The sequence below is a fragment of the Anaerobacillus sp. ABA4_114 genome (genome assembly GCF_056159065.1).
This window is the reverse complement of the sequence record NZ_JBSWUM010000001.1, coordinates 523,712-539,234: the sequence shown is the minus strand read 5'-3', so window position 1 is coordinate 539,234 and position 15,523 is coordinate 523,712. Positions and strand designations below refer to the sequence as shown.

Below are 15,523 nucleotides of genomic sequence, written 5' to 3'. Positions count from 1 at the left end.
AAATTGTTTGTACCTCTGTTATCAAAAAAATCGACAGGTACCAGGTACCTGTCGACTACGTTACGCTTTCCACATGTTCTCTAACACGAGAGCCTGCGTTTCTTCGTGCCGCTTCACTGTTAATAAGCTTACGAGCACATATGACACAAAGGAGATCAAAACTGGCAGTACAACCGTATGCATGCCGAACGCATTAGGCATGAAGGTGTTGAACAAGATATAGCTCCCTACACCCGTCAGCAGTGACGCCATCGCTCCGCTCGCATTCCCTTTCTTCCAGTATAGTCCCATCACAACTGGCCAAATAAATGCTGCTTCTAAGCCGCCGAACGAGAAAAGGTTCAGCCAGATTAGAAGATCAGGAGGGTTTACGGCCATCAGGAATACAAGAATACCGAGCACTGCCGTAACTCCGATACTAAATCGCTTGATCGTTCGATCGCTCGCATCAGGCCTCACGTAGTTTAAGTACACATCTTTCACCACTGCAGAGCTTACGAGCAGAAGGAGAGAGTCCACAGTGGACATGATTGCTGCCATCGGTGCTGCAAGAACGATCCCCGCTACCCAAGCTGGAAGAACTTCCATTGCGATCCGAGGCATGACCGTATCACCCACTTCGATCCCAGGTAAAACGGCTCTCGCAAAAACACCAGTGAGGTGCATGCCGAGCATAATAAATCCAACAACAACTGTTCCGATGATTAAAGCACGATGCATACCTCTTGAGCTTTTATAAGACATCGCGCGCACGGCAACTTGCGGGAGACCTACCACTCCAACTCCTACGAGCAGCCAGAACGATGACACGTAAAGCGGTGTTAAAGAGCGGTCAGGTCCATAAGGCGAAATCAAATTTGGATTTTCAGCTGAAAGGTCTGACATAATGTTTTCGATTCCTCCTCCAGCAACCACTGTCCCCACAAGGATAACGAGAGTTCCAAAAAACATGATGACACCTTGGATCGTATCTGTGATCGCGACAGCACGAAAGCCACCAATGATCACATAGACAAGGACGGATACAGCAAAAATAAACAGCGCTGCAGTATAAGAGAGCCCTGTTAACGATTCGATCAAGCGTGCTCCACCGACCCATTGAGCCGCCATTGCGGAAAATAGGAAGATGATGATGCTAAGTGCTGATAGGATCACCACTGCTTTACTTCGATACCGTTCTTTCAAAAAGTCGATGAGCGTAACGGCCTTGATTTTTCTTGCGACGATCGCAAATTTTTTACCGAGAACAGATAATACAAAATACCCTGTCGGCAGCTGCGTCATTGCGAGTAACACCCAGCCTAGTCCCATTTCATATGCTACGCCAGGTCCTCCGATAAAACTGCTCGCACTTCCATACGTTGCGACCATCGTCATCGCAAGAATAAATCCTCCGAGCTCTCGGCTGCCGAGAAAGTATTCATGAAGAAAGCTAGACGTAACAGAGAGATGTCTTGATGCATAAAATCCAACGACGAAAATACTACCTAGAAAAATGAGGAGTGGAATGACGACTTCCCAGTTCAATTGTTCTCCTCCTCATCAAGAGACACTTCTTTATATAGATACTTTACCGAAAGGATGACTAATAAGAGTACCAAGAGCGTTACAACGATACAGCTATAGAAAAACCATGCAGGCAATCCCCATATATAGTGATAGTCCTCTACAGGTTTAGATCCTAAACCGTAAGCAGTCCCATACCATAACGCAAAATTTAGTAATACAAGCCCAACCCCTATAAGGGCTTCACGATTCGCTATTCGAAAACGTGGATCCTCCCCACCTTTTCGCTTTCCTTTATTCATTCTTATCCCCCTCAACACTACCGCTTCTGCTTCTGTACGTGTCCTATTCTAAATAACATCACAACAGAAAGTCTATAGAGATGATCGTAATCTTATCTTTTGCCTTTTAATTTCATCCTATGAAGCATATAAAAAAGCTTTTGGCCGCAACTCTAGCCAAAAGCTTTTTTGTTAAACAAACGTTTGATTGAAAAGGGGGTATTTATCCTTCAACCTCAACAGACGTCGCACCATCCACATTTCGCAACAGCTGATAAATATCTGTTGTGTGATTTTTTTCGAACGTTAAAAGCTTAAGTTCGATCTGGCGATTGTGATCCTTTGTATCACGAACGCGTACGTGTTTGATATCGAAGTCATGTTTTAAAATGGCTTTCATAAATACAGTCACATCTTGATCTTCATGAAACGTAATTTTCGCACGCATTTCACGCTGCCTAAGCTGCTTCGGACCAATTTTCTTAATGATGATGGGTAAAACATTGACACTAAACAGGATAATGGCTGCACCAACAAATGCTTCATAGTAAAATCCAGCTCCTGCAGAAATTCCGAGGCCAGACGCTCCCCAGATAATTGCGGCTGTTGTAAGGCCTGAGATCGCATCGTTGTTTCTTCTAAGAATAACACCTGCACCTATAAAACCTATTCCTGACACGACTTGGGCAGCGAGTCGCATCGGATCTGTTCGAATGTTCGTCGAGAACTCGGCGAACTTTACAGATGATTCGATCGATACAATCGTCAACAAACAGCTGCTAACGGCGATAACCATACACGTTTTGAGCCCTAGAGGCTTATGTTTTAATTCTCTTTCGATTCCAATCATCAATCCTAATAGTGCTGAAATAGCCAGTTTTGCTAATACAATCATGCTCATAGGAGTCATCTCCAACTCTTTTCTTTATCAATCAAAATTCTTTAAAAATAAGTGAATTTCCTGCGATATATTAAATTTTTATGTGTTTTTTAGTGAATTATGTATGACTAAACGCTTAGTGCCTATTGCTCATTTTACAAAAGTAGTTTAAAACAGCGCAATCAGGTAGAAGTAGCATAACTCTATGTATGATAACGCTATCTCTGTAAAATCGCACATATTTTTAATAAATTATTTACAAATTTACAAACATTTAAAATAGGGGAACATTTTTGCTAACTCTTTAAGTTGACAAATAATTTGCTAAAATGGGAAAGTGCTATTTTAAACAACATGGAGGTTACAACATGGACACCACAGTAGACAGCAAGGTGAAACCGCCTAAAGGTAAGGGGAAGCACCCTCCCGGTTTATACTTGCTATTCATCACAGAAATGTGGGAGCGTTATAGCTACTACGGAATGAGATCCATTCTAATTCTATATTTGACGGCTGAATTGATCAGCGGCGGTCTTGGTATGGATAATGGAAAAGCACTTCAGCTCTACGGTATATATGCAGGTCTCGTATACTTTACTCCACTCATCGGAGGGTACTTGACCGATAAATTCATGGGATTACGTACAGCAATCACCATCGGTGGTATAACAATGGCCGTGGGTGATTTTACCTTATTTGCGATACAAGAGCAATGGGGTCTTTATTTAGGACTACTATTATTGATTCTAGGGAACGGCTTTTTCAAACCCAACATTTCAACTCTTGTTGGTGAACTTTATACCAAAAACGATCCACGTAAAGATTCAGCTTTTACAATTTTCTATATGGGAATTAACCTTGGGGCACTCATTTCCCCGCTCGTTGCAGGATTCCTATACGCTGACCTTTTCCACTCAACAGATGGTGGAATTGAAACGTTCGGTTTTAAATATGCTTTCCTTGCGTCATCAATCGGTATGATTATCGGACAGCTTACATTTAACTTGCTTGCGAAAAAGTATCTTGGAGATGTTGGTACAAAACCTTCTTCTCAAAGAGTTTCGCCTACAGTGAAAGGCAAAGCGAAACCACTTACGAAAGTTGAAAAACAACGTACAGCAGTTATTCTTATCCTTGCAGTATTCGTTGTTATCTTCTGGGCTGGTTTCGAACAGGCCGGAGCATCCTTTACTCTTTACACACGTGATTTCATTGACAGAACCGTATTTGGTTACGAAGTTCCTGTATCCTGGTTCCAGTCATTGAATCCACTGTTTGTTCTATTACTTGCTCCTGTAATCTCTGCTCTATGGATCAAGCTATCTAAAACGAAGAGTGGAGACTTCTCCATTCCAACGAAAATGGCGTTCGGTCTCATTCTCCTTGGACTAGGCTTCATGGTTATGGTCCCAGCAGTTCTTATGACAGGAAGTGATGACGGAAGCATCACGGTGAAAGCCAGCATGCTGTTCATGGTCTTCACATACCTCTTGCACACACTAGGGGAGTTAGCACTATCACCGATCGGTCTTTCACTAGTAAGTAAAATGTCACCAGTGAAGATCGCATCACTCTTGATGGGTGCTTGGTTCTTGAGTAACTCAGTCGCAAACTACCTAGCAGGTCATATCGCATCACTAACCACTTCAGCAGGATATTTAGAAATCTTCGTATACCTCGGAGTGGCAGCACTTGGACTAGGAGTAATTCTATTGCTCATGTCTAAGAAGCTTCAAAAGCTGATGCATGTTGACGAAGACGTTCACGGAAATAAGATTCAACAAGCTAGTTAATAGCATTCCAAGAAATCATGAAATCATTTAAGAGGCGGTTCCCATTCTCGGGAACCGCCTCTTTTTGTTCGACACCAGTCGAGCAAAACCGGGTGGTGACAGGCACCGTTCTAGTCAACGAGCTAGCCTCACTGCCTTCTTCTGATAAAGATTAGCATACACATTATCCGAGCGAATGAGGTCATCGTGCGTGCCAAATTCAACGATCTCGCCGTTATCGATCACAACGATATGATCCGCATGCTGAATCGTAGAAAGCCTGTGAGCGATCATGATCGTTGTACGCCCTATCATGAGCCGATCGAGCGCTTCTTGCACGAGGCGTTCAGATTCGTTGTCCAACGCTGAAGTCGCTTCATCTAACAGTAAGATAGGTGCATCTCTCAATATCGCTCGTGCAATGGCAATACGCTGCTTTTGCCCTCCTGACAACCGTGCTCCTCGCTCGCCTACCTGCGTGTCGTAACCTTTAGAGAGTTCTACAATAAACGAGTGAGCATTGGCTTTCTGAGCTGCTTCGATTATTTCTCTAGAACTTGCTCCTGGCTTTCCTAGAGCGATGTTCTCCTCAATCGTTCCACTGAAGAGAAATGTTTCTTGAGGGACATAGGAAAAATAACTTCTTTGTTGTGAAACGGACATCGATTCGACTGACTTTCCGTCGAATAGAATGTCACCCTTATCAGCCCGATAAACTCTTTGAAGAAGATGGAGAAGCGTACTTTTCCCGCCACCGCTTGGCCCAACGAGGGCCGTGACTTTGCCTGCCAGAATCGTTAACGAGAAATCCTTGAACAGCTTCTCACAGCCCTGGTACTGAAAATCCACATTCTTAAACTCAATACACTGATACAATGCCCTATCCTCATCAACAACTTCCCCAATGTCCATCTCAGGCGGAACATCCATCGCCTCCTTAATTCGCTCCACAGCGGCGATTGAACGCTGAAACCCTCCCCATTCACCCGCTAAATCAGTAAGAGGATAAACAAGGTGCTGCATGAGACTAACAAAGGCGAGAAGGACACCTACCGTGATCTCACCATCTGAAACGAGAAAAGCTCCGAGTCCAAGCGTTATGAAGAAGGACATCGTTCCAGCTAGGTTAGCTGAAGAATTAAACCAGCTTCGCATTGAAGCTTCTTTTAATTCGTTGTCAAAAAGTTCATCAGAGTTCTTTTGGTATTTTCGTGAGAAAAACTGTTCTAAATTAAAGACTCGTAAAACAAGATTTCCTGCAAAGCTATCATTTAGCGTAATATGAAGGTCTTCCACTTTACCATGAATCGTTCGGTTTCGATCTCTCATTAATTTACCAAAAATAAGTCCGCAAACGAGTGTAAATGGGGCAAGAAGGAGGAAGATCATCGATAACTGCCAGTTGAGATAAATCAAATAGGCAAACACTGAAAGAATCATGATCGGTAGTCTGATAAGATTAAGCAAAACGCCCCCCACCGCTCCATTGATCTTATCGATATCATTCGTTACATTCGATAACAGCTTACCCGAATGATTCTTTGAAAAAGATGCGTAAGGCATCGATAGGAAACGATGGTACATATCAATCCGTAAATCTTTCTTCACATGACTCACCGTTGACGTTCTAAAATACGTATTAAAATAATCAAGAAAAATACTAACGAATAACGAGCCGAGACCGATTGAAAAAAGCTTGAGCAAGTTGTCAAAATTGCCTTGAACGGCTTGGTCCGTTATATGCTGCATCAGCCAGGCAAATAAAATAATGATGAAAACATCAGTAACTAAAATAAAAAGGAGAAAGCAATAGCTTCTCCAGTACGTTCTAATATAGGGAAAAAGAAAAGCTAATGAACTACGGATATCACCTGCATCAATGCTTCTTTTAATAGGAGCGAGAATGTTCATCGGCAAGATCCCTTTTCTTTAGGATTTTGTTCACGTAGATGTGTGCAAGAACTGAGAAAAATCGTAAATAGCTGAACGAGAGACTATATGCTTTGATAAGAGGACTGTTCATCCTAATCGTTCTATTATTTCTACTAATACTCGTTAACACGCCGATTATTTCACTCTCCCGAGCAGGCGCATCAGGGTAAAGATTCGTGTCTCCCTTGAAGATGAACCATTGTTTTGTACTGCTTTTATGAGATTTAATAAACCGATGTCCGGTTAGATTGCCATCTCTCGACTGAAACAAAACGACGTCACCACGTTTGATGAGGGAGAGATCCATCGTTTCAAATACGCAGCAGTCACCTTCTTTTATGAATGGATACATACTCATTCCTTTTGAAGGAACCTCTAGTTGACCGTGTTCGTTCATCAAAGTACGTAGGATGGTAGCATGCTCATTCATGTTGTTACTAAGCCAGCATCCAACATATGATTCAAGAAATCCTCAATATCCTTTTCCGCTACATCGTCAGCGACATCATAGTGACGCTGAATTTCTTCCCTTAAAGAACTTACGGATTGCTTTTCTTTCAAGAGGGACCAGCATTCACCACCGATTCCGTTTAATTTCGTAACAGTGTAATCACTCGGGTGAAGAATCACCCAGTTTCCGTCCATTTCCACAGCGTCTAGATTCGTTTTACGAATATAAGTAGTCATTACGATATCTCCTCCCAGAAAGCATCATTCTTCTGAAACTTAAGATTATAGACAGGTACCACTCGAACAAGCTGTTGTAGAAGGGAAAATAACTTTTGAGTTTCTGCTGGATCATACGCCCAATAAAAAATCTTATCGAGCATTTTCATAACACTCTCGGCTTTTTCTAACTTAACCCTCTCGATCGTTGATGATTGTTCAAGAAGTTGGATTCCAGCAAGCTTCAGCGGTTTTTCAGAAAAAGAAGCCACCGTATCACTTCTAAAGGGGGAGTCAAACGCCTGAACATCACCACTCGTAACCTTCACCACTGTGGCTTCATCAGATAAGATCGTTCGCGGGCTCGATAATTCGGCTACAGTCGATTTACCTGCACCAGAGTGTCCAGTGAAGATAAACGCTTTCTCATGCTCTTTTATACAAGAGGAATGAATGAGAAGGCCCCACTTATGATGAACGATGAAAGCACTATACAAGTTCATCAATGCGTGTTTAAGCGCAAAGTCGTTATACGCTTTTATGGTCGCTTTAGCGTAATTTTCGTCTACCTCGATGAGATAGTCGCCGCGATTATAGAAAACAGATCCGTTACCCTTTTGAATAGCTACATCAAAACTCATAAAAGGATAACCGTAGCCATATTCTATAGACACCTTTAGTGATTCTCTAACACCCTCGGGATTTGGTATAATCTTAAAATTTTCGTTCACAAATCCCATGGCTTTATCTGAACCAGTCTCAATCGCTAACAAGTGTTCTCCGATTTCAATCATGACCATTTTCATGAACTCTCCCCCCTGCTCTTCACACTTTTAAAATTGAACGGTTGATGAAACATCACTCGATAATACTCTTTTAAGAGTGTCCATTTCGATATCGATTCTCGATCTTCCCCAAGAAAATACATAAGATACATCCTTGGTGGATTAATATAGTGAAACCATTTCGCGCCTGTGATCAAAAAAGCTAGAGTATCTACGAGTAAGTAATCAAAATAAAATCGATAAAGATAGTAAGCTAGATTTTTCTTCCCTGTGTGAGTTCGACGAGCAAGAGCTAAGCTCCAGAATACAAAAGTAGTGTACGGATACAGTTTGATTTCATGAAGAAATCGACACTCCCGGTAAAGAATAGTGAGAACAGCGTTAACTTTCCTCCAAGTTTTATCTCGTTTTGCCCGTTTTTTAATCTCTGTGAAATCAATTTGAGAAGGAAATGTGGTAATGATTTGAAGCAAGTCTATGAAGTATTTAACTGAGTCCATATTGTGCCTCGCAGCATGTAAACACGTATAGTACAACGTATCCTGCTTCGATAACACCCTGACATACTTGAAATCGGAGTATGGCTCAGAATTAACCCAGAAGATACCGGGATCAACGTTGGAAGAGTACTCTTTATCTAAGTTCCAATGCAGTTCTACTGATACTGATAAACCAGCGTTTACTTTTACGAACGTGCAATGATTGTTCGTGGGATCTTCTTCTTCCTCGTTTGTAAATCCTTGTTCTTTTACGAGCGCGATCGCCGTTTGCAGTTCGGAGGGACGGATGAACAGATCGATGTCTGCCGTCCCCCTTGCTGCAAAATCTCCGAAATACTCTTCAGAGAAAACAACACCCTTTAACGGAATTACGGAAATGGCTTCAGAATCAAACACGTCAAGGAGGTGGAATAGCTCATGTCTAAGCATTAAATTCTGATAAGCTGCCCTCTGAGAAGATTCTTTCACTTGCTCTGAGAGGAGTTGAGTTACTCTTTCAGTCTGTGTACGATCCTTAAGATAATGATGTATCTGTGACTTTATAGCGAACACTTCTACATCACGTACCAAACCTATGTAGTCACTTTCCTCCCCTTCTACAATCTCTTCATTAGTGAACAACTTTTCAAGCAAAGACAGGATCATAGCGCACCTCCTCTTAAATAGAAGTTAATCGTCCTTCTTTTTCCCACCCGATTGTTTTGTCTCAAAAGAAACAGATTCGTGTGCAAGAACTTTAGGAGCTTCGTAAGGTTTCTTCATAAATCCACCTCCTTTTCACTCGATTTCTACTTCACACGTTCATTATAACGCACACAATGAACGAGTTCAACTTTATTTATCTAAAAATTCTAATTTTATTTTCTGGCTTTATACAAACTTAAGCTTCTTAACTAGTCCAACTTCGTTCAAGCATTCATAAACTAGTAAATAGCAATCTATTTTAAAAGATATAAGGAGGAAGCAACATATGGAAGCTTGTTCACAACGTTTGTTGCAAGAACAAATTAATCGTACAAGCGCTTCAGGTGGAGGCACTGTTCTTATAGAAGAATGCACGTATATTCTTACTGAGCCACTTATCTTGAAAGCTGGTGTTCACTTACAAGGCGCCGGCCAGGGGAAATCAATTCTTAAGATAAATCCAAAAGACGCGAATGGCATATCTGCTAGTCACAAGCTCTTAATTGCGGACCGCAGTGATAACATCAAGATTAGTAACGTAACGTTCGATGGCGTTAAGTATAGTAGAGAAGACCTTATCAATGATCCCTATGCACATACGGTTGAAGTTGCATGGTGCAATCATTTCGAACTAGACCAAGTCGAAATCATTAACTCGGCTAGTGCTTCGATCGTTCTTTACAATTCTACTAACGGGACAATCAAAGATTGTTCGATTAAGAACAGTGGATCAAATGGCATATTAGCCCTACAAGATTGTAGGAGCATCTCAGTTCTCAATAACACTATTGAAAATACTGACTTTCAAAACGGCATCTTTTTCAGTTACCAACTCGGCAAGTCATCTTCTACTATTACAATTGAAGGCAACACGATAAAGAATGCTGCTGATTTTGGAATTGAAGTTGGACATACTGTAGCGGAAGGCGATCCTGCTCACTCAGAAATCGTCGTTCGAAATAACACGGTAGTGAACTCACAAAACAGTGGAATCGCGTTTAGAACGGTTAGCTTTGGACTGATCGAAGATAATGTGATCGAAGGATACGGGAAGAACGGAGGATACGGAGGAGATGGAATCTTCGTTGAAGGCTTTAGAAATCGGGCGGAAAAAGTCAACGTTATGAATAACACCGTCAAACAAACCAATACTACTGGAAATGCAAATGCAATCTACATTACAGGAGTAGATCAAGTCAACGTGGTAGGAAACCAATTGGTCGATAGCAATGGAAAAGGGGTCTTTGCTCAAGCCTCTGTGATGGGGGTGACGACAAACGATTTTCCAAACGGCAGGAGAAGGTACAATAACATTACTGTTCTAGAAAACGAGATTTCAAACCCTAAAGGTGTCGGTATACAGTTTCAAGGAGAAGCTTCTCAAGAAAATAGAATAATTGGGAACATCGTCACAAACAGCGGTGAAGAAGGGATTTTAATAGCAAACCTTGATGATGAGAACATGGGGATTATGATCGAGAGAAATACCGTTACTTCGAGCTCCTTCGAAGGCATCGGGATTTTTAGACAGCGAGACTTTTCGCTCAATGAAAATAAGCTCGTGAACAATGGGCAGGCTGTTGATGGTGTCGAGAATAGACAAGCAGGAGTCCGCTTAACTGCCGTAGGTAATGGTGCACTTATTGAAAATACGTTTAAGGATGATCAAGATACACCTACGCAACTCTATTATATTGTTGTTAGACAAACAAACGGAAGAGTCACAAACGATGGCGTTAGACTAATAGGCGGCACGAAATCGAAGCTAGTGATCAATTCACCAAACTACACAGAATCCGACATTACCTACCAGCCAAAGGACTCTGCTGAATTTGAAGAGAAACTTTTCGATGCAGTGGTAGGACTTGAAAATCTAGATAGTGAAACCATCGATGAAGTTTTAAGTATCGTTAAAAATATCGTTCAATTTGCTCTACGCTCTAACTAATGTAAAACAGTGATAGGGAGTCCCATCACTGTTTTTTTAACCCTCAATAAGTCCTACCGCTATTTCATCCAACCTTCCAATGAAATAATCAAGATTAGAGTTTTCACTCACACGAACGAACTCTGAGTCTCTTCCCTCGAGAGATTGAATAGCATCTTTCAACGTCGAAATATCTAAAACTGTCACGATTCGATTCTCCTGCTCCAACCGTTTTGCGAAATATACCTGATGATCATCTACATGTTCAGCAAACTGTGCTTGCCTTGGGACAACGATAGGTGTTTTCCCCATTGAAAGAGGAAGCATAATGCTGCCAGGTCCTCCATGAGTTATGATAATCGATGCCTGCTGTGCTTTCTCTATCATTTGATCGTAGCTTATCAAAGGTTCATACTCGAAGTGCTTCGGTTTATAGGTGGTATACCCTATTTGAACGAAAACTTCTTCATTGATCATCCCTTTCTCGATCAAATCGTCGATTTCACTCACTAATCGATCAAAAGGCTGCTCATGCGTTCCTACGGTTACAAAGATCATAATAATCCTCCTAAAAATTCACCTTTAGGATACATTTTCTTCTGTTCTTCCCATTGAAGGATGAATTTATCTGTAATAGGATAGACGATTTTTCCAGTGAGGGTCGAAAGTTCAATTCGGTCGTACACTTCGATATAGATCAGCTTACTCCCCAGCAGTTTTCCAATATAAAAGAATGGAATGGCAGGTGCAGCACCAGTCGAAATAATAATATCTGGTCGTTCTTTAATAAGAACCCTCCAGCTCAAAAAGGTGTTTCTTATCAAATTTTTGATATTACGATTCGTAGGATAATAACACCAATAGCGCTTTTCATCTTTCAGTAAGGAACAGCTATCTTGTTTTTCAAATGTCACCCAGAATCGATCATGCTTACCCCACCACTTTTCTAACTGATACAACTGCATTAAATGGCCGCCGCTAGATCCTACTAAACAAATCTTCATCTAAACATCTCCCATTCGTTTAGATTGGCAAAACGTTTGGTTAAAGTGAACGAATCAGACTTCCGTTAACGAGCACAGTTTTACGCCAGGCTTCTAACGCGATGCTTTGTGGAATAGTCACATCGTCAAACTGAAGCTCTTCCCCAGCTTTCACAGTTCGTTTCAAAGTGGCTTGTGATAACAACCCGATCGGAATATGATCTGGATTTTTTGAAATCTCCGTCACCGTTCCCCTAACATCGAAGCTGCCGATTCCTTTCTCAATCCTATCTCCGGGCGACAGCGTTCTTTTTGCAGTAGCACCTACACTATACGTGGGCTTCGTTGAGTTATTTAATAGGATCCCCCCGCCTCTCAAGACTCGTTTAATCGTCTTGATGATTTCAAGATGACAAAGATGATGGTTCTGAAGGATCGTGTAGTACGGTCCTTGCCCCATCTTTAAATAGTTCAGCGCGGCTGCTTGATTACGATTATGTTCAGCTGTTATAAAAACCCCCGGAGGGCCAGAAGAACACAATATGTAATCACTGATTGGAAGCCCCATCTTCTTTGCATCAGCTGCTAGTGTATTCCCTCCCTCTTCAACACTTTTTGCAGCGATACCTGGAGACCGATGGTTCGCGAGTGCTCCATTTAATCCATTCGCAACGAGAACTTGTTCAATATTCACCTTTGTACCGTCAGTAAATGATGTCACCATTCCCAAACTGATACCATTTTTCTTTGACCAATAGGCCATCTCATCAGGAGTTGGGTTTTCATTCAAATAGCCTTTGATATTTCCATATACGAGAGGAGTGAAACCCATCTCCATCACATTTTCTCTAAGTGCTGCGATCGACCCAGGTTGATCTCCTTCTGCCTCAGTAATAAATCCTTTTTGGGCGAAGTAGGTTCCAGTCGTAATCTGCAATTCTGAGTTCATCGTTACAACCGGTAATGAACCTTTCATCGCCTCATTGATCACGTAAGATCCATGAAGCACATCTCCTGAACACTCCACGATCAGATCGACGCTATCGAGGAATCGATCGACTGAATTTGTTAGAAGGTGCCTTGGTATATTCTTGATAGTAGATATATTTCTCCTTGTCAGCACTTTCCCAACAGCTAGTTCTTTATGTTGCTGTAGTAAGTTGATAAGACCTGTTCCAATAAACCCTGTTCCGACAACCCCTATTTTTTTTCTCATTACCAAGTACCCTCCCAATCGAGCCGATCTAATTTTTATATCGTTCTCCCTCCTTAACCTCTCTGTAGACCGTTATAGAGAACGGTCGATCATATCGATCTCTCTATCTTCTTCTCTCTTTTGCTTCTTAAGAAGGAAGTATGAAACGACGAGGGCAAGATGGAACCACACGAACCCCATCCGGAAACCATTATTAAAGTTGAAGTTCACTAATACCAGGATGCTGCACCCAATGAGACCTAATGATACAAAATCATTTTTGTTGTAGGTTTGTTTTAGCATCCAGATGATACGGCTGATGATGAGTAAAAAAATCGCTAACCCTACAACACCTGTATCAAATAATACCGATAAAAATATATTCGCATTTCCTTTTCCAGTGTTGAGATCTCCCCCGCCCGCATATTTGATTTTGTTCTCTTCTAATTCTGATAGTAAAGCCATTCCGCCGCTTCCATTTCCTACGATCGGATGTTTTTGGATGTAATCCCACATGAGTTCGATCGAACCTAAACGGCTATCTGCAGCACCGCGATCAGTTTTGACAGAGGTGGCGGGATTAAAGCGATTCGTAATTTCTTTAAAAATGTTCTGATCGACAGCAAATAGAACGACGAGTAAGAGCATGACTAATGTTGCAGCGGAAATTGCCATCTTCAGTATTCGAATGTTCTTTGTTACAACAAGTAAGTAAAGACCAGCGAATATGAAGGCTACAATACTAGCTCGTGCCATGCTGATGAAGATGCCTAGAAAAGAGAGTGCCATCGCATACTGCACAAACTTCTCACTAAACAGCGTTGTATCTTTTCGGATAAACAAGACAAGGAACCATATAGACGTATAGGCTGCGAATAAGCCGAACCAGTCTGGTTCGTATGCAAAAGAAGATGGTCGCGGAATCCCAATCGCATCATAGTGACTAATGCCGATGTGAATTCCCAGAAAGAAACCGATCCACTGCAAGATTCCAACAACCACGACGATGAATCCTGATAGGATCGTGAACTTTACGATCTTCATGAAGAAAGGCAGCTCTTTTTCACGAATGCATTGAACGGATATAAAGAAAAACAAGTTTAAGAATAGCTGTCCGATAACGGAGACCCAGAAATCCTTCATGCTCAGAACATGTTGATAGCTCAGAAAGTAACTCAACACCCAAAGGTTGATGAGGAAAAATAATGGCACTTTCCATAGCTGCCGTTTTTGCAGTAAATATTCGATCACTAATTTTACGCATACGACAGTAAGCAACAGTTGATAGATACGAATGTAAGATCCTGACACGACGATGAACGAAACATCGATGAAGATGACGAGCGCAATCGTTGTAATAAGTCTTTCTATAGAAATAGGATAGAAGAGAACAATCATTACTGGGATGCTTAAGACGACCATGGCCAACAGATTAACGGTGGACATAAGACCAGATAGACCAGCAAGAAAAAGGATTCCTATGATGAGTGGAACAGGTAGTTTCTGAAGCGTGTGATCCATCGGCGACATCCTCCTAATTTACTTTCCATAAGGCCCTCTTTTCGATTTCCTTCACATACTCCCTTAGCGCCTCTTCCCACCTCCTCATAACGAGAAAGTTATTCAGCGTTAAATTGAACGGTTCCATCGTTGAGTTTTTAGGTCGAGGTGCAGGAGCAGCGTACTCTTCTGTGGTCACTGGTGACAATTCGATCGCGATGTTGGAGACATGAAAAATTTCCTTCGCGAATTCAAACCAGCTGCATTGACCGCTATTCGACACATGATAGGTTCCATATTTCTCAGTTTCAAAGATTTCAATCATCTTGTTCGCAAGATCGTACGTGTAGGTAGGGTTTCCGATTTGATCGGTCACAATTGATAACGAGTCTTTCTTCTTAGCAAGATCCTGCATCATCGTTACGAAGTTTTTATGGTCTCCGCCATATAGCCAGGATGTTCGAAGGATGAAGTGATTTGGAGAAAATTCTTTCACATATTGCTCCCCAGCCAACTTCGAACTTCCATAAACATTGATTGGATTCGGAGTGTCGTATTCTGTATAAGCTGTTCTCTTCATTCCGTCGAAAACGTAGTTGGTGCTGAGATAAACGAGCTTACTGTTCACGTTCCTCGCTGCAACCGCAACATTTCGACTTCCGACTGCGTTAACTTCAAATGCACGCTGAATAGTTGACTCAGCCTGATCCACATTCGTGTAAGCTGCACAGTGGATGATAACGCTTGGATTTACATCTTTAACCGATTCATTCACAAGGCTTTGATTCGTGATGTCTAACTCACGACTTCCAAATGGGTAAACGAGATAACCTCGGCTTGATAAAATGGGAACGAGCTCACTTCCAAGCTGACCCTTTGCTCCAGTGATCAACACCTTTTTCATTTCAGCAC

15 protein-coding genes are annotated in these 15,523 nt (G+C 41.7%); 2 read left to right on the top strand and 13 right to left on the bottom strand.

What is annotated here, in order from left to right; translation table 11 throughout:
• Window positions 1-60 precede the first annotated feature (60 nt).
• The 3 genes from panF to ACXAEY_RS02635 form a co-directional block, all read right to left on the bottom strand.
• On the bottom strand, window positions 61-1,527 hold the full coding sequence (gene panF / locus ACXAEY_RS02645; protein ID WP_474810303.1) for a sodium/pantothenate symporter: 1,467 nt from the start codon (window positions 1,525-1,527) through the stop codon (window positions 61-63).
• Window positions 1,524-1,808, bottom strand: coding sequence for a YhdT family protein (locus tag ACXAEY_RS02640; protein WP_474810302.1), 285 nt, complete (start codon window positions 1,806-1,808; stop codon window positions 1,524-1,526). Before ACXAEY_RS02640 ends, panF begins: the two co-directional genes overlap by 4 nt.
• A 202-nt stretch (window positions 1,809-2,010) precedes the next feature.
• Window positions 2,011-2,688 carry an MgtC/SapB family protein gene (locus ACXAEY_RS02635; RefSeq protein WP_270180220.1) on the bottom strand — a complete coding sequence of 226 codons (678 nt, stop codon included), beginning with the start codon at window positions 2,686-2,688 and terminating at the stop codon, window positions 2,011-2,013.
• A 347-nt stretch (window positions 2,689-3,035) separates the two neighbouring features.
• On the opposite strand from ACXAEY_RS02635, the gene ACXAEY_RS02630 reads away from it, so the two are divergent.
• Window positions 3,036-4,460, top strand: a complete 1,425-nt coding sequence (locus tag ACXAEY_RS02630; RefSeq protein ID WP_474810300.1) for a peptide MFS transporter — start codon at window positions 3,036-3,038, stop codon at window positions 4,458-4,460.
• Window positions 4,461-4,574: 114 nt separating this feature from the next.
• Here the strand turns inward: ACXAEY_RS02630 and ACXAEY_RS02625 are convergent, their stop codons facing one another.
• The 5 genes from ACXAEY_RS02625 to ACXAEY_RS02605 are packed head-to-tail and all read right to left on the bottom strand — an operon-like array spanning window position 4,575 to window position 8,967.
• Window positions 4,575-6,350 carry an ABC transporter ATP-binding protein gene (locus ACXAEY_RS02625; protein WP_474810298.1) on the bottom strand — a complete coding sequence of 592 codons (1,776 nt, stop codon included), beginning with the start codon at window positions 6,348-6,350 and terminating at the stop codon, window positions 4,575-4,577.
• On the bottom strand, window positions 6,328-6,801 hold the full coding sequence (locus ACXAEY_RS02620; protein ID WP_474810296.1) for a signal peptidase I: 474 nt from the start codon (window positions 6,799-6,801) through the stop codon (window positions 6,328-6,330). The genes ACXAEY_RS02625 and ACXAEY_RS02620 overlap by 23 nt, the downstream gene beginning before the upstream one ends.
• The gene (locus ACXAEY_RS02615; protein WP_474810294.1) at window positions 6,798-7,058 is read right to left on the bottom strand and encodes a PqqD family protein; all 261 of its coding nucleotides are present in this window, start codon (window positions 7,056-7,058) and stop codon (window positions 6,798-6,800) included. The genes ACXAEY_RS02620 and ACXAEY_RS02615 overlap by 4 nt, the downstream gene beginning before the upstream one ends.
• Window positions 7,058-7,843, bottom strand: a complete 786-nt coding sequence (locus ACXAEY_RS02610) for a hypothetical protein (RefSeq protein WP_474810292.1) — start codon at window positions 7,841-7,843, stop codon at window positions 7,058-7,060. Before ACXAEY_RS02610 ends, ACXAEY_RS02615 begins: the two co-directional genes overlap by 1 nt.
• A complete protein-coding gene (locus ACXAEY_RS02605; RefSeq protein WP_474810290.1) occupies window positions 7,840-8,967 on the bottom strand; it encodes a nucleotidyltransferase family protein in 1,128 nt (375 codons plus the stop codon). The genes ACXAEY_RS02610 and ACXAEY_RS02605 overlap by 4 nt, the downstream gene beginning before the upstream one ends.
• A gap of 325 nt (window positions 8,968-9,292) precedes the next feature.
• On the opposite strand from ACXAEY_RS02605, the gene ACXAEY_RS02600 reads away from it, so the two are divergent.
• Window positions 9,293-10,954 carry a right-handed parallel beta-helix repeat-containing protein gene (locus ACXAEY_RS02600; RefSeq protein ID WP_474810288.1) on the top strand — a complete coding sequence of 554 codons (1,662 nt, stop codon included), beginning with the start codon at window positions 9,293-9,295 and terminating at the stop codon, window positions 10,952-10,954.
• A gap of 36 nt (window positions 10,955-10,990) precedes the next feature.
• Here the strand turns inward: ACXAEY_RS02600 and pssE are convergent, their stop codons facing one another.
• The 5 genes from pssE to rfbD form a co-directional block, all read right to left on the bottom strand.
• Window positions 10,991-11,491 carry a PssE/Cps14G family polysaccharide biosynthesis glycosyltransferase gene (gene pssE, locus ACXAEY_RS02595; protein ID WP_474810286.1) on the bottom strand — a complete coding sequence of 167 codons (501 nt, stop codon included), beginning with the start codon at window positions 11,489-11,491 and terminating at the stop codon, window positions 10,991-10,993.
• On the bottom strand, window positions 11,488-11,937 hold the full coding sequence (gene pssD / locus ACXAEY_RS02590) for a PssD/Cps14F family polysaccharide biosynthesis glycosyltransferase (RefSeq protein ID WP_474810284.1): 450 nt from the start codon (window positions 11,935-11,937) through the stop codon (window positions 11,488-11,490). Before pssD ends, pssE begins: the two co-directional genes overlap by 4 nt.
• Before the next feature lie 40 nt (window positions 11,938-11,977).
• Window positions 11,978-13,132, bottom strand: coding sequence for an NAD(P)-dependent oxidoreductase (locus ACXAEY_RS02585; RefSeq protein ID WP_474810282.1), 1,155 nt, complete (start codon window positions 13,130-13,132; stop codon window positions 11,978-11,980).
• 72 nt (window positions 13,133-13,204) lie between these two features.
• The gene (locus ACXAEY_RS02580) at window positions 13,205-14,632 is read right to left on the bottom strand and encodes an O-antigen ligase family protein (RefSeq protein WP_474810280.1); all 1,428 of its coding nucleotides are present in this window, start codon (window positions 14,630-14,632) and stop codon (window positions 13,205-13,207) included.
• Window positions 14,633-14,645: 13 nt separating this feature from the next.
• Window positions 14,646-15,515: a dTDP-4-dehydrorhamnose reductase gene (gene rfbD / locus ACXAEY_RS02575; protein ID WP_270180232.1), complete on the bottom strand. Its 870-nt coding sequence runs from the start codon at window positions 15,513-15,515 to the stop codon at window positions 14,646-14,648.
• Window positions 15,516-15,523: the final 8 nt, after the last annotated feature.